Below are 19965 nucleotides of genomic sequence, written 5' to 3'. Positions count from 1 at the left end.
GCACCAACCCTGCTCGCAAACGATGTTCGGAGCAGGTACAACTGGCGGATAAAGACTATTCAGTGGCCACGCGTTTTCGCCCAGATCGGCAATTGAGCTCGGCGCACTTTCTTTTGCGACCGGCGTGGCATCAAGCGAGCGCTGAAGAGAAAAATGGAATGAGCGGCGTCTCCCTGCTGGGCGAGCGTGCGCTAAGTAGTCGGACGACCAGCCGGAAACTATGGCACGCCCCTCGGAAGAACTCGTCCATCAAGTCTGAACGGGGAGCGTGTGCCTCTGCAACGTTCCCGGCTCAGGACGCTTACCCATCACCTTACGGCAACGCAATCGGCACAGGCCTTGTCAGCAGATCCACATAAAGGCCAAAAAACCGGTCGTTATCAAACTGCGTGACATAAGTGATCTTCTGCGGCGAAGCTCCTGCCGCCGGCTGGTCCGGATATACCTTCACATGCCCCTGATCTTCACCGCTCGTCGTATCGATATCCAGATACGCACTCTTTGTTTGCGTAGCGTAAGCAGGATCAAGGAAATACGCGATCGTCAACGTATCGAACAGATCGGTATTGCTAGCGAACGCCCCGGCATTAGCAATCCCGTACGCCTTCGTCACCGCGGTCTGCTTGCTCGGATTATTGACGATCTGGTCATAGACGCTTTGTGTCAGCGGCACCGTATTCGTCACATCGAGCGGAATCACGGCTTGTGGAATCGACGTCTGCAATACCGTGCGCACAGCCAGCGGATCAAACCACCAGTTGAGTTCTCCCACGGCATTCGCATTGCCCGGCACCGCCATTGCGCCGCCCATGTAGACGATTCGCTTGATCAGCGGTACGATCTCCGGCGCCTTCATGATCGCCGTGGCAAGGTTAGTGGGCGGCCCGACCTCCAGAATAGTGACCTGGTTCGGATAGCGCTTGATGGTCTGGATCATGAAATCCGCCGCGCCCTGCGCCTGCAGTTTCGTCGACGCCGCGAACCCGTCCGGCGGCGCAACGAGTTGAGACTGCTGAGTCGGCTCGGGCCGGCTCCACGCGCCGAAGTAGCCGTTCGGATTGGCGACCTGCTGCGCGCGAATGCTCGCTACGTCGTATTGCAGCGGATAACGGGCCCCGCCGTACACACCCACGACGTTCTGCACGCCCATCCGTTCCACCGCCTTGAGCGCATCCGACTCTTCCTGCAGCAACCAGTCGTTGCCGGTAACGACGGTGAGTCCAAGCAGATTGACCTTGCCCTGCCCCATCAACTGCGTGGTCATGGCGAAAAGCTGGCCGTCGTCGCCCATCGTGTTGAAGTCTGAATCGATGATGACCTTCGGCGAGTTGGCGAGAGGATCAGTGGTCGATATGCTGCCTCCGCACGCAGCCACTCCTAGCGACATCATCAGCATGCCTACGTATTGTGATTTCATGTTTCGTCCATTGGAGAGCGCGATTAACAAGGGAACACCATCGTGAGATGGTGCCGATAAATCAACGTCGAGCCACCAAAAGTGGCAATCCGGAGCGCCTCATGTCACAACCGGCATCCGTGTCAGGCTGCGCTGTCGACTTCCGCGCGTGTCGGTATGGAAGGCTGCGCACCCGCGCGCGTCACGGAGATCGACGCCGCGCGTTGTGCGAGGCTGATCGCGCTTTCCAGCGGTTGCCGTGAGGCAAGTTGCGCGGCAAAGACGCCGATAAAAGTGTCACCGGCCGCCGTCGTATCGACCGCTTGCACCTGAGGCGCGGGGAAATGCATGCCCTCGCCGCCTTCCACCAGCAGATACGCGCCCTGCGCGCCGAGCGTGACGATCACATTGCGCGCCCCGCCCTGTTGCAACTCCGTCGCCGCGCGCCGCGCGCCGCTTTGCGATTCGACCGGCAGACCGGCCAGGATGGCGGCTTCGACCTCGTTCGGCACGAGGTAGTCGACCAGCGGCAGCCATTCCGCCGGCAACGGCCCCGTCGCCGGCGCCGGGTTCAGCACGGTGATCTTGCCGAGCCGGCGAGCGAGCGCGAGCGTTGCGTGAACAGAATCCCACGGCGTTTCCAGTTGGCACACCACGACATCGCAAGCCTTGACGGCAGCTTCATGGCGAGCCACGCTTTCCGGCGTGAGTTCGCCGTTGCTGCCGGCGACCACGACAATCGTGTTCTGCCCGTCATCGGATACTGTCACCATAGCGACACCGGTCGGCTGGCCCGGGTGGACCTCCACGCCGCTGCAGTCGATCCCTTCCGCCTCCAGATCCTTGACGCGCTGCGCGCCGTTCGCGTCTTTGCCGACGCATCCGACCATGGCCACCTGCGCGCCAATGCGCGCGGCCGCAACCGCCTGGTTGCCGCCCTTGCCGCCGGCGACCTGCGAGAACTCATGTCCGCCAATCGTCTCGCCGGGGCGCGGCAAATGCGGTGCGCGCGCGACGAGATCCGTATTGATGCTGCCCACTACCAGCACCCGGCCTTGTTTCGTTTCTTTTGACACTTTCATTTTCTCCTGTCGACCAGAGTTAGCGCTTTAGCGCTTACTCTGGTCCCATGCACAGCGGTCGACCAGAGTTAGTGCTTTAGCACTTCCTCCGGTCCCATGCAACGCGGTCGACCAGAGTTAGCCCTTCAGCACTTCCTCCGGTCCCATGCAAAGCTGCTGACCATCCACGGGACGTTCACAATTACCCGGCGCGACGACGCCGGCTTCGATAAGTATCCAGCACGACAGCCACGACAATCACAGCTCCCGTGATGATGCGCTTGGTCGGCTCGGTCGCGCCGATCTGCGCAAGACCCGCGGCCAGCACCGAAATGATCAACACGCCGAAGAATGTGCTCGTCACCGAACCGCGCCCGCCCATCAGACTCGTTCCGCCGATCACCACCGCCGCGATCACCTGCAATTCAATACCCTGCCCGGCATTCGGATCCGCGGCCTCGAGCCGCGAAATCTGGAATAGCGAAGCGAGGCCGGCGAGCAGTCCCATCATCGCGAACACCGCGATCTTGTAAGGCCGCGGATTGACGCCCGCGAGCCGCACCGCTTCCTCGTTCGTGCCGATGCCAACCAGATAGCGTCCGAAGACGGTACGCGTCAACACGAACTGCGCGGCGACCATCACCACAATGGCGATGATGAAAGCCGGCGAGATGCCAAACGCGACCGGGTTGGAGAGAAAATCGAAGGCATCGCCGATATAAGCCGTGCGCGAGTTGGTCAACTGATACGCGAGACCGCGCGCGGCTTCCAGCACGCCGAGCGACACGATGAACGACGGAATCCGCCATGCCACGGTGATCGCGCCGGTCACGCAGCCGGTTAGCGTCGCGCCCGCCATACCGAGCAAGGCCGCGGGCAGCGCCGGCCAATGCCATTGCAGGGCCGCGACGCTCGTGAGCGCCGCGCCGAGCGCCAGCACCGAGCCGACCGACAGATCGATGCCGGCAATGATCAGCACGAACGTCATGCCGATCGACATCACGACGAGATCGGGAATCTGGTTGGCGATCGTGCTGAACGTGTCGTAAGTCAGAAAGTGCGAACTCAGCAGCGAGAACAGCACGATCATCCCGAGGAGCGCGCCGAGCAATCCAAGGTAGTTCGACAATCCGAGTCGCGTGCCAAGTGGCTTTGCGTTTTTGGGTGGTTCGTTCTGCAGTGTAGGCAGACTGGTTTCAACGGTCATGCTCAATACTCCACTAATTTACTTTCGTCGGGCGCCTTCGCGTCGGGTTCGATCGGCTCGTGCAACATGTCATCGCGCTTGGCGTAGCCTGCGAATGCCGCCGCCAGCAGCGCGTCCTGAGTCCAGTTGCCGCGCTCGAACAGGCCCGTCATGCGTCCCGCCGACATCACCGCGATCCGGTCGCAAATCGCCATCAATTCGCGCAGGTCGCTCGATACCACCACCAGTGCTCGACCTTCGCGAGCCAGCGCGCCCATCAATGCATAGATATCGAACTTCGCGCCGACGTCGATGCCGCGCGTCGGCTCATCGAACAGCAGCACCGTGCAATCGCGCGCGAGCCACCGGCCGATCACCACCTTCTGCTGATTGCCGCCCGACAACTCGGACACCGGCTGCGACGGCCCGGAACTGCGAATGCGCATCGCGTCGATCTGCTGGTGCGCCAAAGCCGCTTCACGACGGCCGTCCACCACGCCCTTGCTCGACACCGAACGCAAGTGGCCCAGCGAAATGTTGGCGGCAATCGGCTGGGTCAACAACAGGCCCTCGCCTTTGCGATCTTCCGTGATCAGCGCGATGCCGTGCTTCACGGCGTCAGACGGCGAAGCGATCGCCACAGGCTCAAGCGCGCCGCCTTCGCGACCGATCGACACCGTGCCCGCGTCCGCGCGGTCAGCGCCATAGATAAGCCGCATCAACTCCGTGCGCCCGGCGCCGATCAGTCCGCTGATGCCAAAAATCTCGCCGGCCTTGACCTCGAAGGACACGTCGCGCACCACCGGCTCGCGCGTCATGCCGCTGACCTTGAAGGCCACCTCGCCGATGCGCCGCTCGCCGAGATCGATCCGGTCGCCGATATCGCGGCCGACCATCAGGGTCACGATACGGTCGGTGGTGAGATTGGCCATCTCGTCGACATGTACGAGCCGGCCGTCGCGCAACACGGCAGCGCGTCTCGCGATACGCTTCAATTCTTCCAACCGGTGCGAGATGTACACCAGCGCGACGCCGCGCGCCTTCAACCGCTCGACCTGCTCGAACAGCAGATCGACTTCGCGGGCGGTCAGCATCGCGGTGGGTTCGTCGAGAATCAGCACGCGGCAATCGCCGATCACATTGCGCGCGATCTCGACCATCTGTTGATGCCCGATGCCGAGCGTGCCGACCAGCGTGTCGGGATCAATTGCGTCGAGGCCGACTTGCGCCATGGCATGCCGTGCATCCTCGCGCAGCTTGGCGCGGTCGATCCAGCCGAACATGCCGCGCCGCGGCAGACGGTTCAGAAAAAGGTTCTCGGCCACTGAGAGCGTGGGCAGCAGGTTCAGCTCCTGCATGACCATGCGCACGCCGAGCGCCTCGGCGTCGTTGCGGCTGGCCGGCGTATAGGCTGCGCCGCCGAGGGTCATCGAACCCGCGGTCGGCGTGACGAGGCCGCCGATAATCTTGGATAAGGTGCTCTTGCCCGCGCCGTTTTCGCCGGTCAGCGCCAGCACTTCGCCCGCGTGCAATTCGAGCGAAACATCGGCGAGCACGGGCTCGACGTAGGTCTTGCCGACGCCGTGCACGCGCAGCACGGGGGCGGCGTCAGCAAGGGATGAAATAGGAGTGGACATCAGATTGATTCAGGCTGGACAGAAATCAGACGGCGTGGCCCCTTGACGGAGCGGGCCACACCTTGCACCCGTCTTACTTGGTGACCAGATCGACCGGCGTTTCGACGACGCCGGACAATTCAGACTGCTTCTTGTGTTCGGAAAGCGCCTTCAAAGCCGTGTCGATGCCGAACACTGCCTGCTTGGCGGCGTATTGATTAGCGGTGGCGAGCACGCGGCCGTCCTTGAGCATCGGCTTGATCGCGTTAATGTCGTCATAGCCGACCACCTGCACCTTGCCCGCCTTGCCGGCCGCGCGCACAGCCGACACGGCGCCGATCGCCATGTTGTCGTTGCCGCACAGCAAGGCCTTGACGTCCGGATTCGCGTTGAGGATCTGGCTCGCGACGGCGTTGCCCTTGTCGATTTCCCACTCGCCCGATTGCAGCGCGACGACCTTCATGCCGCCCGATTGCATGGCCTGCTTGAAGCCGGCCGTACGTTGCTGCGCGTTGGTTGTGGTCGTGACACCTTCGATAATGCCGACGTTGTCGCCCGCCTTCAGGTGCTTGGCCAGGTAGTCGCCGACCTTCTGTGCGCCCTTCGCGTTATCCGGCCCGACGAACGGGATGTTCAGGTCTTTCGACTTGAGCACGTCGTTGTCCAGCTTGTTGTCGATATTGACCACGATGATGCCGGCATCGACCGCTTTCTTCAGGACCGGCACCAGCGCCTTGGAATCAGCCGGCGCGATCACCAGCGCGTCGACCTTCGAAACGATCATCTGTTCGACGATGCGGATCTGGTTCGCGGTGTCAGTCTCGTCCTTGATGCCGTTGGTGACGAGATCGAACTTTGCCGGATTCTGCTTCTGATAATCCTTGGCGCCCGTTTCCATGGTCAGGAAGAACTCGTTGGCGAGCGACTTCATCACCAGCGCGACTTTCGGTTTATGGGCGGCCTGGGCGAAGGCTGCCGGCATCGGCAAAATCGACACAGCGAGGAAAGCTGCGCCGGCTGCGATGGCGCGACGGCGCGCCGGTAGGAAATGGCGAATCATTGATGTCTCCGTATCGCTCGTTCGGTCTACTGAGAGCCGTTGAGTCGTGTGATAGGTAGGAACACCGCACTTGCCGCCACTGGCTGACCCATCAGGGTCGTCCCGTATGCTGGGCAAGTATGGCCAGCTCCAATCCTATCCTCGCGAACTGCGTTATGCTATGTCAAATTTCAAAACTTATCGTTTCAAAAATGGAACACGTGGATTGGGACGACTTGCGCATTCTGGTGGCGATCGCCCGCGAAGGCACCATGCGCTCGGCCGCCGCGGCGTGCGACCTGAGCGCGCCGACCCTGTCGCGCCGCCTGACCGAGCTTGAGCGGCGGCTGGGCGAACCGTTGATCGACCGCGTGCCGTCGGGCTGTACCGTGACGGCATTCGGCGCCAAGGTGCTGGCCTGGGCGGAGCAGATGGAGGACCTGGCGCACCAGATCGAACGCGCCGCGGACGTGAACGGCGGCGCACCCGCACATGGCACCGTGCGGATCAACGCCGTCGAATGGCCGTCGTACATTCTGCTGAAGCTGCTCGGCTCGTTTCAGGACCGGCTGCCCGGACTCGCGATCGAAGTCCTGACTTCGCGGCGTCCTTATAGCCTTGCGCGGCGCGAGGCGGACATCGCTTTGTGGTCCGAGTGCCCCGAAGAGGGCGATCTCTATGTTCGCCGGATCGGCAGGATCCGCTTCGGGCTGTTCGGCTCGCGCGACTACTATCTGCGCCACAAGGCCGCGATCGTGAAGAAGGAGTGGGACAAGCTCTCGTTCGTCGGCTACGACGACCGTCAGCCCGATCACCCGGCGACGCAATGGCTGAAGGCCCTGCCCGGCGCTCCGGCGCCGTCGCTGCGCAGCAGCTACGGCATGGGTGTGTTCGACGGCGTGCTGGGCGGCTCAGGACTCGGCATACTCGCCCAGCTAGCCGGCGACACGACGAGCGATCTCGTCTGCGTGGAGAAGCACATCAAGGCGCTCGATCAGGACGTGTGGATGGTGCTGCATCCGGCGCTGCGCGACAGTGAGCGCATCCGGACCGTGGCGAACCTGATTGCCGAGATTTTCCGCTGACGCCGCCTGACGAACGAATGCTAACGTATCGGCCGGTTACGGCTAACCTGCACGAAACTGAGCGCGATCGCGTCTCGTAGTACGGCGACGCCGGTTGCTGCAACAGGAGTCGCGGAAGTCACGGAGCTACCTCGTCGTTGCGTGTCGAAAGGCGCGCTCCCGAACCGGCGAGCGGAGAAGCCCATCCGAACCTACGTATGTCGCACACAGCAACAACGATTTCGCGGATGATGGAACCCGCCGCAACCAGCATCCATCGCATGCACAACGTCTAGCACGCCGGCGATCCGCGCCCGGCGGACACCGAAACCGACTTCCCGGTCGTGGACCTCGAGGTCGCATAACCAGCACGGGCAGCTCAGGCTCGTCCGTTTTCAGGAGATACGCCATGTCCCGCACCGTCGCCGAGAAGCGCGCCGCGTTCAAAGCCTTGCATACGTCCGGTTGTTTCGTCCTGCCCAATCCGTGGGATGCCGGCAGCGCGCGCTATCTGCATTCGCTCGGCTTCGAGGCGCTGGCCACCACCAGTTCCGGTTTTGCCTGGTCCACCGGACACGCCGACAACAGCTTGCCGCGCGACGCGATCCTCGCGCATCTGCGCAAGATCGTCGAAGCGACCGATCTGCCCGTCAACGCGGACTTCGAAAACGGCTTCGGCAGCACGCCGAACGAGGTCGCGGAAAGTGTCAGGCTCGCCATCGAAACCGGCGTGGCCGGCCTGTCGATCGAAGACGCCACGGGCGACGCCGCCGCGCCGCTTTTCTCCATCGAAGTCGCCGTCGAACGGATCAGCGCCGCGCGCCGCGCCATCGACGAAAACGGCGGCGATACGCTGCTGGTGGGCCGCGCGGAGAACTTCTTCGCCGGCTCGCCCGATCTCGACGACGCGATTGCGCGACTCAAGGCCTATTCGGAGGCCGGCGCCGACTGTCTGTACGCGCCGGGCATTCAGACGCGCGAACAGATCGAGGCGGTGGTCGCCGCCGTGGCGCCGAAGCCCGTCAATCTGCTGATCGGTTCCACGTCGGCGTTCACGCTGCAGGACGTGGCCGCGCTCGGCGTGCGGCGCATCAGCGTCGGCGGCGCGCTGGCCCGCGCGGCGTGGGGCGGTTTCATGCAGGCCGCGCAGTCGCTCGCTCAGGGCCGCTTCGACGGCTTCGCCGGCGCGGCGCCGGGCTCGCAACTCAACGAGCTGTTTGAGAACCGCCGGTGAGTTGAGGTGTCGTGAGGTGGCGAAAAGGGCATGCGGGCGGTCGACAACGCCGCGGCCCGCACCGGGCTGCCACGCCGCCATCGTTCGCTGACGAACGTACGCAGTTCGCGTAGCCATGAGAGACTGATGTCTAGCGTGCGTTCAGTCTGCCGACGCCCGCAGCTCGGGCATGTCAGCTATGGAACTTCGTCCTTTCAGAGTGCTTGCCGCACTCCTCGTCTCAAGCGTCGGCTTCTGCCCGGTGGCATCGCACGCCTACGCGCTCGACGCACAATTCGACTGCCAGGCGCGTCCTCACGCGTTCATTACGGAACTCATCGACGACAAGTACATCGAGTCCAATCCCATGCGGGTCGACAAGAACTCCGTCAATGCGTTTCGTCCCGTGCACGGCAGCGATATGACCGTGTTCGGCTTTCGCGTGTACGCCGTGCTCGGTTATGAGCCGGACGACGGGATGTTCAAGAAAGGCCGCGGCCAGGCGCTCGCGGGCCCGTTATACGGCGTCGTGTTGTCCGCGCCGAGCGAGTCGGTCGAAACACGCGTGCGCGCGTCCGGAAGCACCGCCAAGGTGCACTCGGTCATTCCACTGCTGCTGACCGCGGTAATTTGCACCAATTGACGGTAGACAGGCGGCCGAGCGCTGTGGTGCTATGCTTTTCGCTCCTCATCGCCCACGTCGCCAAGGTCTTCACGCCGATGCCCTCGTCCGTCCGCAACTCGCTGATCTGGATCTTCGACGCGTTCGAGCGCGATCCGACTTACATCGGCAAGCGGATGTTCGGCAGCGACGCCGCTTATATCGATGGGCTTTTATGCCTGATTGCCGCGGATCGCGACAAGCCGTGGAATGGACTGCTAGTGTGCACGTCGCACGAGCGTCACGCCGCGCTCATTGATGAGATGCCGGCTTTGCGGCCGCATCCGGTGCTCGGCAAATGGCTCTACGTAACGCAGGACGATCCTGCATTCGAAACAGTCGCTGAACAATTGACGGCGCTGGTGCTCGCCCGCGATTCACGTATAGGCGTCGAGCCGAAGCCGCGTGCACGCGGCAAGAAATCCAAGCTGCCGAAAGCCTAGCGCGTCACATCGTTCGATTGAGCGGCTCACCCGCGCGTTTGCGACGGCGAGACTCGTGTTCTGATCGAGCGCCCGTTGGATCAGGCCATCGAGCACGGGATCATTGAACTGGCTCCGCCATTGCACGGCGCCCTGATCGACCACTTCAGTGGCAGAATCAGCGGCACCGCAGCATGGTTCGGGAGACTTCGTCATGGGCAACGAAACGCACGTCGAACATCAGACCGGCGCAACCAGCGGATCGGACACCGCACCGGACATTCCTGGCCAGATCGTGCTGGTCTTTCAGGGCGGCGGTGCCCTCGGCGCTTACCAGGCGGGCGTGTACCAAGCCCTTCATGACGGCAAAGTCGAGCCTCACTGGGTTATCGGCACTTCGATCGGCGCGATAAACGGCGCGATCATCGCCGGCAATCTGCCTGAGAATCGCATGGCACGCTTGACTCAGTTCTGGAACGGCGTGGCACGTCAGGGCATCGGAGCGGCGGACTGGCTGCCGGGACTCGCCAACTGGCTGCGTGATTTCACCACGGTCACTCAAGGCGTGCCGTCGTTTTTCACGCCACGGCTGCAGTCGTGGGCGGGCCTTCAGACACGCGTTCGCTCCGACCAGGCCGCGTTCTATTCGACCGGGCCGCTGCGCGAAACCCTGGCTTCGCTAGTCGATTTCGACTACCTGAACCAGAAGAGGACGCGGCTGACCGTCGGCACGGTCAATGTCCGCAGTGGACGCATGCGCTACTTCACGAATCGCGATGCGCTGCTGGACGTCGAACACGTGATGGCTTCCGCCGCTTTTCCGCCCGGCTTCCCGGCGGTGCAACTGGAAGGCGAATCGTACTGGGACGGCGGCATCTATTCGAATACGCCGCTCGAAGCCGTGCTCGACGACCGGCCGCGGCGCGACTCGGTGATTTTTTCGGTGCAGTTGTGGCCTTCGAGCGGTCCCGAACCCGAGTCGATCTTGCAGGTCATGAGCCGGCAACGCGACATTCAGTATTCGAGCCGCGCGGAGAGTCATCTCGACCGGCAGAAGCAGATTCACCGCTTGCGTCACGTGATCCGCGAGCTCGGCCAGCATCTGCCTGAAGAGACACTGAATGATCCGGAGGTGCGCGATCTGCTCGGCTGGGGCTGCGGTACGACGATGCGCGTGCTGGAACTCGACGCACCGGCATTCGATAACGACGACCTGAACAGGGACATCGATTTCTCTTCGGCCGGCATCAAACGGCGCTGGCTCGCGGGTTACGAAGACTCGCTCCGCATGCTGAAGCGCGCGCCCTGGCGGGAAGCACTGGACCCGATGGAAGGCCTCTCGGTCTTTCGCATGGCATCGGCGGAAAGCCAGCAATAAATCGCATCAGCGCCCCAAGCAGCCACACGCGACCTCGGGCGCGGCGTAGGCCGTGCGCGCCTGCTCACTCACCGCAAATCCTATTTGTACCTGGCACGCAAGACTGTTTGTCCATGGCGGGTATTCGAGATCGGCGCCGATGCGCCTAGATTTCATATCTATCGGAGCCGCTGGCCCGATCAGCATTTGATCCCAAGTTACTTATCCGGAGATTCAGCCATGAGCACATCACAAAAAGTCGTTGTCGTCACGGGCGCATCGCAAGGCATCGGCGCCGAACTGGTCAACGCGTTTCGCAAGCTCGACTATCGCGTGGTCGCAACGGCACGTTCGGTCAAGCCCTCGGAAGATCCGAACGTCCTGACCGTGGCAGGCGATATCGGCGAACCGGCCACCGCACAGCGCGTGATTCGTGAAGCCATAGCCCGTTTTGGCCGCATCGACACGCTCGTCAATAACGCCGGCATCTTCGTTGCCAAGCCCTTCACCAGCTATACGGCCGAAGACTACGCACAGGTCACCGCGGTGAACCTCAACGGCTTCTTCTTCATCACGCAGCTCGCCATCGCCGAGATGGAAAAGAACGGCAGCGGCCACGTTGTCAGCATTTCGACGAGTCTCGTCGACCACGCCATCGACGGCGTGCCGTCGGTGCTGGCCTCGCTCACCAAAGGCGGCCTGAACGCGGCCACCAAGTCCCTCGCCATCGAATACGCGAAGAAGGGCATTCGCGCGAACGCCGTCTCGCCGGGCATCATCAAATCGCCGATGCATGCGGAAGAAACGCATGCGGCGCTCGGCGCACTGCATCCTGTCGGACATATGGGCGAAATGAGCGATATCGTGAACGCTGTCCTGTTCCTGGACTCGGCGCCGTTCGTGACGGGCGAAATCCTGCACGTCGACGGCGGCCAGAGCGCAGGCCACTGATCGCCAGGGCGCCGCCACCCGGCGCCCTCCACGTCAACCGAGGATTACGGAGAACGCCATGCCTATCGTCACAATCCAGGTGACCCGCGAAGGTTCCAGCCCCGGCAACGATGCCGTCACCGCTGACGAAAAAGCCAGGCTGATCGCAGGCGTCAGTCAGGTGCTGCTGGACGTGCTGAACAAGCCGCTCGCGGCGACCTTCGTGGTCATCGAGGAAGTGGACACCGAGAACTGGGGCTGGGGCGGCTTGCCGGTCGAGGCCTATCGCAAGCAGCTGGCCCAGAAGCCGGGTTGAGCGTCGGAACGGGGTCGCTCAACCCGTTGAGTCATCTAGTTTTCAGTTCGCGAACTGCCGCAGTTGCTCGATGCTCTGCTTCAGTTCGCGCTCCAGTTGGATCATCAGTTCCGCTGCGGGCAACGACCTTGCCAGCGCGGCGGCCTGGCCTGCCCACTGCGCGCCGTAGCCGAACTCCCCTTGCGCCTTCGCTGCCGCATTCAACGCCTTGCCGGCATCGTAGGCGATCGGATAGGCGGGCGGACTGGGTGAACGCGCGTCGGCGCCAAGCGCCGTGAAGCTGTTCGCCATGCTTCTCGCCAGCCGCCCGGAGATCGCCGCCGTGAAAGTCGTACGGCGAGCCGCCTCGCCGAGCAACGCGCGACGATAACCCTCGTCGATCGACGTTTCCGGACACGCCACGAAGGCCGTGCCAAGCTGCGCGGCCTGAGCGCCGAGCGCGAGCGCCGCCGCAATGCCGGCGCCGTCCATGATGCCGCCGGCGGCGATCACCGGCAGCCGGCATTCCCTGACCAGCAAACGCGTCAGGGCGAACGTGCCCAACCGGTCGTCGAATGCATCCGGGTCGAAGACACCGCGATGCCCGCCGGCCTCGATACCTTGCGCCACGATCGCGTCCACGCCCGCCGCTTCAACCTGCGCCGCCTCCTCCAGATTGGTCGCACTGGCGAGCAGCGTGATGCCCGCCTTCTTCAACTCGGCGATGACATCGGCTGACGGCAAGCCGAAGTGAAAACTGACGATCGCCGGCTTCTCCTCCAGAAAAACCGCCAGCATGGCGGGGTCCGCAAGGAAGCTCGTGTAGATCTCCGACAGCTTCGCCGGTGGCGTTGCTCCATACTTTTCGAAATGCGGCGCAAGCCAGCGCAACCATTGCTGCTCGAGCGCCGCGTCCGCTTGCGCAGGCTGATGGCAGAACACGTTGATGTTGAACGGCTTGCCCGTCAGCGCGCGCGTCTCCCTGATCACCTTGCGCGCGCCGTCGGCGTTCATCGCTCCGACGCCTAACGAGCCCAAGCCGCCCGCGTTGCAAACGGCCGCGGCCAGTGCGGGCGTGCTGACACCCGCCATTGGCGCCTGAATGATCGGTTTATCGATACCCAGCAAGGGCAGCAAGGCACGCTTGCCTGTCTGATTGGTCATGTCGCTTCCTCATGGAGTCTCACTACAATATAGTCCTGATATTCCGTACGAACCCCTGTTCCGCGCCGAACGCGGCCGAGCCGCTGCGTTCGCATTGCGGCCGTTCCATGCGGCGTTCCGCACCGCACCAGATCGCGCCATCAGGCACTTCGCCGAGAGACCATGCAGCGTCAATTTGAAGATGTGCTTCTGGGCAGTATCGAACTGTTCTGCCTGGCGGCCGAACTGGAGAGTTTCACCGAGGCCGCGAACGCCGCGAGCGTCACACCGGCCGCCGTCAGCCGTACGGTCGCGCGTCTGGAGGAGCGCCTCGGCGTGCGATTGTTCGTGCGGACCACCCGGCAGATCCGGCTGACCGATGCGGGACGACGGTACTGCGAACAATGTCGTCTGGCGCTGGCCCAGCTCGCCGAAGCCGAGCGTGAAGCGACCGGACAGCAAACCGCGCCGACCGGCGTGCTGCGCATCAGCATGCCGACGCCGTATGGACACTATCGCGTGCTGCCCCTGCTGGCCGAGTTTCGTCGACGCTATCCGGGCGTCACCGTCGAAACGCATCTCAGCAATCGCAACATCGACTTCGGCGAGGAAGGCTTCGATTTGGCCATTCGCGGCGCGGCGCCCGGAGACTCCGGGCTGATTGCGCGCACGATCGAGGACGCGGAACTGGTGGTCGTCGCCTCGCCGGCCTATCTGCGTGGCGCCGCCAAACTGAAAACGCCGGACGACCTGGTCCATCACGACTGCGTCCAGTACGCATTGCCGAGCACCGGCCGCAATCTACCGTGGCTGTTCAAATACGAAAACGAGGTTGTCGAGACGATGACGAGCGGCGGATACACGTCATCGGGCGACGTGCTTGCCGGGGCCACGCTTGCGCGTCATGGGGCGGGCATTTTTCAAACCTATCGGTTTATCGTCGAGAAAGATCTCGCGGCGGGAACGCTCAAGGAACTGCTCATTCCCTATGGCGGCTGTTCGCGGCCGTTCGTGCTGCTTTATCCGCATGCACGGCATCTGTCGTCGCGCGTGCGCAGTTTCGTCGACTTCCTGATGGAAAAGCTCGGATCGTAGGCGCACGGATCGTCGCGCGACGCTCGCCTCGACAACCCGTCACACGCGCAGCGGAAAGATGAACTTCGCCGCCAGCAGGCCGACCGCTCCGCCGAGCAGCGTCTCCCACGCGCGCGCGCCAAGAAACGAAATGGAGTGCACGCCGCCGATCGCCAGTGTCACGATCAAGGTGAAGGCGAACGCTCCGCAAGCGACGTCGTAACGCTCGGGCAACGCCATCGCGTAGATGATCATGGCGGCCGCGACGGCGGCCCAGGCGAGCAGCGGCACATGCTCGACGAGCGGCAGGCAGGCCAGACCCAGCGGAACGCCGACCAGGGTGCCGATGATCCGTCGGCGCACCCGCTGCGCCGTGCCACTCGCCGAACCCGCCACCACGTAGGTGCTTGCCGTGATGGCCCAGGCGGACTCCTTGAGTCCGATCGTCTCGTTCAATACGACCACGACCAGCGCGCCACTCGCCGCCTGCAGGCCCATGATGAGTTCAGCCGACACTTCCCACCGATCCGGCACATTGACGGCCGAAAGCACCGTCATGGCCGGACGTTCCGCCGGACCGCTGAGCAGACGCGGGACAATGGACGCGAGCATGGCGATCAGTCCCGCCATCACGACGGCCGGCATGTCGACCGGCATCAGATGGACGTTGTAGGCCAGCAATTGGCCGATGAATATTTGCGAGCCCATTCCGGCACCCAGAATGCCGAAGCGTTTGAGGTAGCCGACGAGAAACGCGCCCGTGACGAGCGTCAGCTCGGGGCCGGCCGCGCCGATGGTCTGCAGGAGTGGAGCGAACGCGATGAACATGGCCGCGCCGAGCACGGCGGCGGCACACAGGAATGCCAGATCGCGGCTGGACTCGGGCCGGGAAATGCGCGCCTCCGAGACGCTGGCCCACAGCGCGAAGTTGCCGGCCAGCGAACCGACCAGCGGCGCGCCGGGCAGACCGTGGGTGACGTCCTGCAACGTTCCGAGCGCTGCGGCGATTCCGTACGCGGTGACGAGCCGCAGTCCCTTGATTCGGCGATGCGTGCCGGGATCGAGCTGGTCCAGCCATGTCGTCGCGAGGCCTAGGACGCCGCGCCGACGCTCGCCCACGGGTTCGCCTCGAACGCCATCGCTCGCCGCGCGGCTTTGCGCATCGGCGCCGACTCGCTTGTCGTCCTCCGGGATCATCTTTCGCTTTACGGCGTGGTGCGCGTGGGATTTGGGCTACCTCGTAGTCTAGTCGATCGGAACGCGCGAACTGGTCGGAAATCGTTGTCAGCGGCTGTGCCGCCAGCCCAGTCAGTCAAGCGCGCGCCTAGGCCGGCAGCCGCCTGCCGTCTCAGACAATAAAAATCGCATGCGATTTAATCTTATGCGCTTGACAAGGCGAAACTTCTCGTCCACTATTCGACGCATGCGATTACATCGCATGCGATTTAAAGCAACTTCACAGCTCAGTCCTTCAAGGAATTCATCATGACCAAGATCGAAAATGTCCTGCTCACCGGCAAAACCCACACCACGTTCAGCGGCCGCGGCGGTCGCGTCAACCTCAATCTGTCGGCAGCCAAAGGCGCCGGCGCGGACATCGCGTTCCCGGCTGTAGAGGCGCATCCGACTGCGGAACAGCTGTTCGCCGGCGCCTGGTCGGCCTGTTACATCTCCGCGATCGGCCTCGTAGCCCAAGCGAAGAAAGTGACGCTGCCGTCCGATCTGTCCGTGGAAATCGAGATCGATCTGGGCATGACCGGCGACGCGTATTTGCTCCAGGCCCGCTTTAACGTCAGCGTGCCGGGCGTGGCGCGTGAAGTTGCCGAGGCCATCGCGCATGAAGCCCACGAAATCTGCCCGTATTCGAAAGCCACGCGCGGAAACATCGACGTCGTCGTCAATGTCGCCTGATTTTATTCATCGCTAAACCGGCATTTCCGGACGCGATCCGTCGAGGCTCGCGTCTGCCGTCGAACATTTTTTTGCGGAGTTTCACCATGAAAACCAAACTCGTTGCTGCACTGCTCCTCGCACTTACTGCCTCCGCCGCCGCGCCCGCGTTCGCCAGCGGCTATGGTCCGGCTCCCTTCTACCGGCCTTCGGTCGGCGCCCCGGCGTCGCAACGCGGCCAGAGCGCGCAAACCGTCGCCGCGAGCAACGACGATGCAGCTAGCTCGCAAGCGGCGTATGGCGGTGTCGTCTCCGGTCAGTCGGAATCCGGCAGCCGTGCCGTCGTCGCTCCCCGCGACAATCTTTACGCACGCCATTGAGGCGTGCTGCCGGCCGCGCCAACGTCCCGGCCGGCTACGCATGCCTATGGCGGCGTGATGGGCTTTGCCTGCCGGTCGGCTAGCCAGGCCGATCTCTGGCATGCTTGCGGGATCGCATCCGATAGACGGCGAGCCAACCACTGACGAAAGGATTGGACTGAAATGACGACGCAAACCGAAACCGCCATCCTGGCCGGCGGCTGCTTCTGGGGCATGCAGGATCTACTGCGCCGCTACCCCGGCGTGCTGTCCACGCGCGTGGGCTACACGGGCGGCGACGTGCCCAACGCCACTTACCGCAACCACGGCACACACGCAGAAGCGCTCGAGATCGTGTTCGACCCGAGCCAGATCAGCTATCGCAAGATCCTCGAGTTTTTCTTCCAGATTCACGATCCGACGACGAAGAACCGCCAGGGCAACGACGTCGGCATGAGCTACCGCTCGGCCATTTTCTATCTCGACGATGAGCAGAAGCGGGTGGCTGAGAACACCATCGCCGACGTCGAGGCGTCCGATCTCTGGCCCGGCAAGGTGGTCACCGAAGTCGCTCCGGCCGGCCCGTTCTGGGAGGCCGAGCCGGAACATCAGGACTATCTGGAGCGCATTCCCAACGGCTACACGTGCCACTTCGTTCGCCCGAACTGGAAGCTGCCCGAGCGCGGCTGAAGCTTGAAATCAGCGCCGACGGTCGAGCATTTTCGTGGCGCAAAAAAACAAGAAGCCCGCGGACATCGTCCGCGGGCTTTTTCGTTTGGCAACGCGCCTGACGATGGGCGCATGGATCGCACGATCCGCCGCTCATTCCCCGTTCTGCACCGCTTTGACGAGATTGTTGCGCAGCGTCACGATCGCCTTCTGGACTTTCGAGAACTCATCCGGCGCGAGGCCGGTTGCCTCGACGAGGTCCATGTTCAGACCTTTTTCGCGCAAGCGCCGGCCACTTTTCGTGAGACCTACCCGCACCTGACGCTCGTCTTCGGGGTCCCGCTGCCTTTCCACATAGCCTGCCGCCTCCAGCTTCTTCAGAATCGGCGTGAGCGTGTTGGACTCGAGGAACAGCTTCTCGCCCAGACTGCTGACAGTCTGGTTGTCCTCCTCCCACAGCGCGATGATCGTGATGTATTGCGTGTACGTCAGCCCAAGCTCTTCGAGAATCGGCTTGTAGGCCTTGCCGAATGCCAGGTTCGCGGAATAAACCGCAAAGCACAGGAAGTCGGAGAGCTTCACATCCGTGGAAGCGGGTTGGTCGGTGGATTTCATCTGCGTCCTCGTTGGGTAGAGGCTCACGCCTCGCTGGCGATATTATACATCGCATGCGATTATATCGCAGTCGCTCAAATTGTCGGACATGGCGTCGAACATGGCGGAGGAGCACTGACGATCGGCTTCAGCGTCCGCTTCGGCGCGAGTAAGCTACCAGCGCGGACCATCATGGCCCTGAAATCGGCTGCTGCGCGGGGCATCTGAAGGTCCACGCAAGATTTCCATAGGAGAACGTCTTGAAGCGGATCGTGGTGATCGGCGCAGGTTTCGCCGGACTGTGGAGTGCGGTGGGCGCGGCGCGCAAACTCGACGAACTGCGCGTGCCCGCCGATGAGGTGGAAGTCGTCGTCATCAACGGCACGCCGTATCACAGTATTCGGGTGCGGAACTACGAACAGAATCTGGACGAGACGCGCGTGCCACTCGCCGATGTTCTCGGGCCGATTGGTGTGCAGCTCGTCGAAGGCTCGGTATCCGGCATCGACTCGGCCGACGGCCGCATCACCGTTCAGACCCGAGGGCTGACGCAGACGCTTGTCTACGACCGGCTGGTCATCGCGGCGGGCAGCCAGCTCGTCCACCCCGATATTCCCGGTTTGACCGAGCACACGTTCGACGTCGATACGTTCTCAGGCGCAACGAAACTCGCGGCGCACTTGCGCGGCTTGCCGGCGCTCGCGAGTGCGGCGAGTCCGTTTACGGCCGTGGTGGTCGGGGCCGGCTTGACGGGCATCGAACTGGCGGCCGAACTGCCGGCGCGCTTGCGCGGCATCGCGGGCGACGCGCACCGAGACGCCGTGCATGTCGTGCTGGCCGATCGCTCGGCTAAGATCGGCCAGGCGATGGGCGGTGCGCAGCCTGTCATCGAGCGTGCCATGAACGCCCTTGGCGTCGAGATGCTTGCGGGCGTATCCCTGCAGTCGGTGGACGCCGACGGCGTCGAGCTCACGAATGGCACGCGCATTGAAGCGGCCACGGTGGTCTGGTGCGGCGGCATGCGCGCGAACGCACTGACCGCGCAAATTCCCGTGACACTCGATCCTTTTGGACGCCTTCCGGTAGATGCCTTCATGCGCGTGGAAAATGTCCCGCAGGTATTCGCTGCCGGCGATTGCGCGCGTGTGTTGATCGACGGCGCGCGGCCATCGGTCATGTCATGCCAGCACGGCCGGCCGATGGGGCGCTACGCCGGTCACAACGTCGTCTGCGATCTGCTCGGTGGCGAGATGCTGCCGCTTCATATCGACTGGTACACGACCATTCTCGATCTCGGTCCCTGGGGCGCCGTGTACACGGAGGGCTGGGACCGGCATCTCGTGTCCGAAGGCGACGCCGCCAAAGCGACCAAACAGACCATCAATTGCATACGCATCTATCCGCCGCGTACGGGCGTTCGAGACGACATCCTGCAAGCCGCCGCGCCTGTCGTGCAGACACCGCCGCCAACCATCGCGGCTCGTTGAATCTGCGGAGTTGGCGTGCAACGCCAACGAAGGTGACCGGTCCGGCGGGGACACGTGGCCGCAAAACTAACGGCTCAATGTTCAGGCGGCGCCGGTGGATTCGAGTTGCGCTTCGATGGCCGCCTTATCTATCACCGACCAGACCTGCTCGATCTTTCCATTGCGGAATTGATAGAACACGTTCTCCGTGAAGGAAACGCGTTTGCCGTTGACGGCGAGGCCGAGGAACGTGCCCTTCGGCGTACAGGAGAAGCCGAGCCGGCTGGCTATATAAGGCGGATCCGAAATCAACAACTGGATGTTGAAATAAAGGTCGGGAATTTCGCGGAAGTCTCTCTCCAGCATTTCGCGATAGCCGGATAAGCCGATGCGCTGACCGTTGTAGTGCGCGTTGTCGTCGACGTACTGCCCGAGGTTCGGCCAGTCCTGTTTGTTCAGGCAGCCGATGTAATCCCGGTAGAGGGTGTAGAGGTCAGGCGTATCCACGGCAATGGCTCCGTCCTTGTACA

Annotated in this window: 21 protein-coding genes; 12 read left to right on the top strand and 9 right to left on the bottom strand. The window is 63.1% G+C overall.

Going from position 1 to position 19965, the window contains the following annotated elements; all coding sequences use genetic code 11:
• Nucleotides 1–313: 313 nt before the first annotated feature.
• The 5 genes from B0G80_RS39830 to B0G80_RS39810 form a co-directional block, all read right to left on the bottom strand.
• Nucleotides 314–1417, bottom strand: a complete 1104-nt coding sequence (locus B0G80_RS39830; RefSeq protein WP_116123060.1) for a nucleoside hydrolase — start codon at nt 1415–1417, stop codon at nt 314–316.
• Nucleotides 1418–1539: 122 nt separating this feature from the next.
• The gene (rbsK, locus tag B0G80_RS39825) at nt 1540–2472 is read right to left on the bottom strand and encodes a ribokinase (protein ID WP_408969497.1); all 933 of its coding nucleotides are present in this window, start codon (nt 2470–2472) and stop codon (nt 1540–1542) included.
• A 187-nt stretch (nt 2473–2659) separates the two neighbouring features.
• Nucleotides 2660–3664 (bottom strand): ABC transporter permease, encoded by a 1005-nt coding sequence (locus B0G80_RS39820; RefSeq protein WP_106278517.1) that lies wholly within the window; start codon nt 3662–3664, stop codon nt 2660–2662.
• Nucleotides 3665–3666: 2 nt separating this feature from the next.
• Nucleotides 3667–5280 (bottom strand): sugar ABC transporter ATP-binding protein, encoded by a 1614-nt coding sequence (locus tag B0G80_RS39815; protein WP_116123058.1) that lies wholly within the window; start codon nt 5278–5280, stop codon nt 3667–3669.
• 73 nt (nt 5281–5353) lie between these two features.
• Nucleotides 5354–6319, bottom strand: a complete 966-nt coding sequence (locus B0G80_RS39810) for a sugar ABC transporter substrate-binding protein (RefSeq protein ID WP_106278520.1) — start codon at nt 6317–6319, stop codon at nt 5354–5356.
• A gap of 191 nt (nt 6320–6510) precedes the next feature.
• On the opposite strand from B0G80_RS39810, the gene B0G80_RS39805 reads away from it, so the two are divergent.
• From B0G80_RS39805 to B0G80_RS39770, 7 genes are all read left to right on the top strand, one after another.
• Nucleotides 6511–7383: a LysR family transcriptional regulator gene (locus B0G80_RS39805; RefSeq protein WP_106278522.1), complete on the top strand. Its 873-nt coding sequence runs from the start codon at nt 6511–6513 to the stop codon at nt 7381–7383.
• Between the two features lie 388 nt (nt 7384–7771).
• Nucleotides 7772–8596, top strand: coding sequence for an oxaloacetate decarboxylase (locus B0G80_RS39800; protein ID WP_116123057.1), 825 nt, complete (start codon nt 7772–7774; stop codon nt 8594–8596).
• A gap of 178 nt (nt 8597–8774) precedes the next feature.
• Nucleotides 8775–9218 carry a hypothetical protein gene (locus B0G80_RS39795; RefSeq protein ID WP_106278526.1) on the top strand — a complete coding sequence of 148 codons (444 nt, stop codon included), beginning with the start codon at nt 8775–8777 and terminating at the stop codon, nt 9216–9218.
• 77 nt (nt 9219–9295) lie between these two features.
• Nucleotides 9296–9679 carry a hypothetical protein gene (locus B0G80_RS39790; protein WP_116123914.1) on the top strand — a complete coding sequence of 128 codons (384 nt, stop codon included), beginning with the start codon at nt 9296–9298 and terminating at the stop codon, nt 9677–9679.
• Between the two features lie 193 nt (nt 9680–9872).
• The gene (locus B0G80_RS39780; RefSeq protein ID WP_116123055.1) at nt 9873–11036 is read left to right on the top strand and encodes a patatin-like phospholipase family protein; all 1164 of its coding nucleotides are present in this window, start codon (nt 9873–9875) and stop codon (nt 11034–11036) included.
• A gap of 219 nt (nt 11037–11255) precedes the next feature.
• Nucleotides 11256–11966, top strand: coding sequence for an SDR family NAD(P)-dependent oxidoreductase (locus B0G80_RS39775; RefSeq protein WP_116123054.1), 711 nt, complete (start codon nt 11256–11258; stop codon nt 11964–11966).
• A 58-nt stretch (nt 11967–12024) separates the two neighbouring features.
• Nucleotides 12025–12261, top strand: a complete 237-nt coding sequence (locus B0G80_RS39770) for a 4-oxalocrotonate tautomerase family protein (RefSeq protein ID WP_116123053.1) — start codon at nt 12025–12027, stop codon at nt 12259–12261.
• A 42-nt stretch (nt 12262–12303) separates the two neighbouring features.
• Here the strand turns inward: B0G80_RS39770 and B0G80_RS39765 are convergent, their stop codons facing one another.
• Nucleotides 12304–13404: a nitronate monooxygenase family protein gene (locus B0G80_RS39765; protein ID WP_116123052.1), complete on the bottom strand. Its 1101-nt coding sequence runs from the start codon at nt 13402–13404 to the stop codon at nt 12304–12306.
• A 162-nt stretch (nt 13405–13566) separates the two neighbouring features.
• Between B0G80_RS39765 and B0G80_RS39760 the strand changes: the two genes are divergently transcribed.
• Nucleotides 13567–14478 (top strand): LysR family transcriptional regulator, encoded by a 912-nt coding sequence (locus B0G80_RS39760; protein ID WP_116123051.1) that lies wholly within the window; start codon nt 13567–13569, stop codon nt 14476–14478.
• 39 nt (nt 14479–14517) lie between these two features.
• Here B0G80_RS39760 and B0G80_RS39755 read toward each other — a convergent pair whose 3' ends face one another.
• Nucleotides 14518–15654 carry an FUSC family protein gene (locus B0G80_RS39755; protein WP_116123050.1) on the bottom strand — a complete coding sequence of 379 codons (1137 nt, stop codon included), beginning with the start codon at nt 15652–15654 and terminating at the stop codon, nt 14518–14520.
• Nucleotides 15655–15942: 288 nt separating this feature from the next.
• Between B0G80_RS39755 and B0G80_RS39750 the strand changes: the two genes are divergently transcribed.
• The 3 genes from B0G80_RS39750 (at nt 15943) to msrA (ending at nt 17396) form a co-directional block, all read left to right on the top strand.
• Entirely contained in the window at nt 15943–16368 is a 426-nt protein-coding gene (locus tag B0G80_RS39750; RefSeq protein ID WP_116123049.1) for an Ohr family peroxiredoxin, read from the top strand.
• Nucleotides 16369–16454: 86 nt separating this feature from the next.
• Nucleotides 16455–16727 (top strand): hypothetical protein, encoded by a 273-nt coding sequence (locus B0G80_RS39745; RefSeq protein WP_116123048.1) that lies wholly within the window; start codon nt 16455–16457, stop codon nt 16725–16727.
• A gap of 162 nt (nt 16728–16889) precedes the next feature.
• Nucleotides 16890–17396 (top strand): peptide-methionine (S)-S-oxide reductase MsrA, encoded by a 507-nt coding sequence (gene msrA / locus B0G80_RS39740; protein ID WP_116123047.1) that lies wholly within the window; start codon nt 16890–16892, stop codon nt 17394–17396.
• A gap of 132 nt (nt 17397–17528) precedes the next feature.
• Here msrA and B0G80_RS39735 read toward each other — a convergent pair whose 3' ends face one another.
• Nucleotides 17529–17990, bottom strand: a complete 462-nt coding sequence (locus B0G80_RS39735; RefSeq protein ID WP_116123046.1) for a MarR family winged helix-turn-helix transcriptional regulator — start codon at nt 17988–17990, stop codon at nt 17529–17531.
• Between the two features lie 239 nt (nt 17991–18229).
• On the opposite strand from B0G80_RS39735, the gene B0G80_RS39730 reads away from it, so the two are divergent.
• Nucleotides 18230–19456, top strand: a complete 1227-nt coding sequence (locus B0G80_RS39730) for an NAD(P)/FAD-dependent oxidoreductase (RefSeq protein WP_116123045.1) — start codon at nt 18230–18232, stop codon at nt 19454–19456.
• An 81-nt stretch (nt 19457–19537) separates the two neighbouring features.
• Here B0G80_RS39730 and B0G80_RS39725 read toward each other — a convergent pair whose 3' ends face one another.
• On the bottom strand, nt 19538–19942 hold the full coding sequence (locus tag B0G80_RS39725) for an ester cyclase (protein ID WP_116123044.1): 405 nt from the start codon (nt 19940–19942) through the stop codon (nt 19538–19540).
• Nucleotides 19943–19965 lie beyond the last annotated feature (23 nt).

It is taken from the genome of Paraburkholderia sp. BL6669N2 (genome assembly GCF_003387275.1).
Classification (GTDB): Bacteria; Pseudomonadota; Gammaproteobacteria; order Burkholderiales; family Burkholderiaceae; genus Paraburkholderia.
This window is presented reverse-complemented; position numbering and strand designations above follow the sequence as displayed.

Bases quoted from the DNA above. Each gene is read 5' to 3' on its own strand.
- B0G80_RS39765 (WP_116123052.1), bottom strand. From the start codon at position 13,404: ATGACCAATCAGACAGGCAAGCGTGCCTTGCTGCCCTTGCTGGGTATC.
- B0G80_RS39780 (WP_116123055.1), top strand. From the start codon at position 9,873: ATGGGCAACGAAACGCACGTCGAACATCAGACCGGCGCAACCAGCGGA.
- B0G80_RS39815 (WP_116123058.1), bottom strand. From the start codon at position 5,280: ATGTCCACTCCTATTTCATCCCTTGCTGACGCCGCCCCCGTGCTGCGC.
- B0G80_RS39745 (WP_116123048.1), top strand. From the start codon at position 16,455: ATGAAAACCAAACTCGTTGCTGCACTGCTCCTCGCACTTACTGCCTCC.
- B0G80_RS39750 (WP_116123049.1), top strand. From the start codon at position 15,943: ATGACCAAGATCGAAAATGTCCTGCTCACCGGCAAAACCCACACCACG.
- B0G80_RS39795 (WP_106278526.1), top strand. From the start codon at position 8,775: ATGGAACTTCGTCCTTTCAGAGTGCTTGCCGCACTCCTCGTCTCAAGC.
- B0G80_RS39760 (WP_116123051.1), top strand. From the start codon at position 13,567: ATGCAGCGTCAATTTGAAGATGTGCTTCTGGGCAGTATCGAACTGTTC.
- B0G80_RS39770 (WP_116123053.1), top strand. From the start codon at position 12,025: ATGCCTATCGTCACAATCCAGGTGACCCGCGAAGGTTCCAGCCCCGGC.
- B0G80_RS39830 (WP_116123060.1), bottom strand. From the start codon at position 1,417: ATGAAATCACAATACGTAGGCATGCTGATGATGTCGCTAGGAGTGGCT.
- B0G80_RS39805 (WP_106278522.1), top strand. From the start codon at position 6,511: ATGGAACACGTGGATTGGGACGACTTGCGCATTCTGGTGGCGATCGCC.
- B0G80_RS39775 (WP_116123054.1), top strand. From the start codon at position 11,256: ATGAGCACATCACAAAAAGTCGTTGTCGTCACGGGCGCATCGCAAGGC.
- B0G80_RS39755 (WP_116123050.1), bottom strand. From the start codon at position 15,654: ATGATCCCGGAGGACGACAAGCGAGTCGGCGCCGATGCGCAAAGCCGC.
- B0G80_RS39810 (WP_106278520.1), bottom strand. From the start codon at position 6,319: ATGATTCGCCATTTCCTACCGGCGCGCCGTCGCGCCATCGCAGCCGGC.
- B0G80_RS39790 (WP_116123914.1), top strand. From the start codon at position 9,296: ATGCCCTCGTCCGTCCGCAACTCGCTGATCTGGATCTTCGACGCGTTC.
- msrA (WP_116123047.1), top strand. From the start codon at position 16,890: ATGACGACGCAAACCGAAACCGCCATCCTGGCCGGCGGCTGCTTCTGG.
- B0G80_RS39800 (WP_116123057.1), top strand. From the start codon at position 7,772: ATGTCCCGCACCGTCGCCGAGAAGCGCGCCGCGTTCAAAGCCTTGCAT.
- B0G80_RS39820 (WP_106278517.1), bottom strand. From the start codon at position 3,664: ATGACCGTTGAAACCAGTCTGCCTACACTGCAGAACGAACCACCCAAA.
- B0G80_RS39735 (WP_116123046.1), bottom strand. From the start codon at position 17,990: ATGAAATCCACCGACCAACCCGCTTCCACGGATGTGAAGCTCTCCGAC.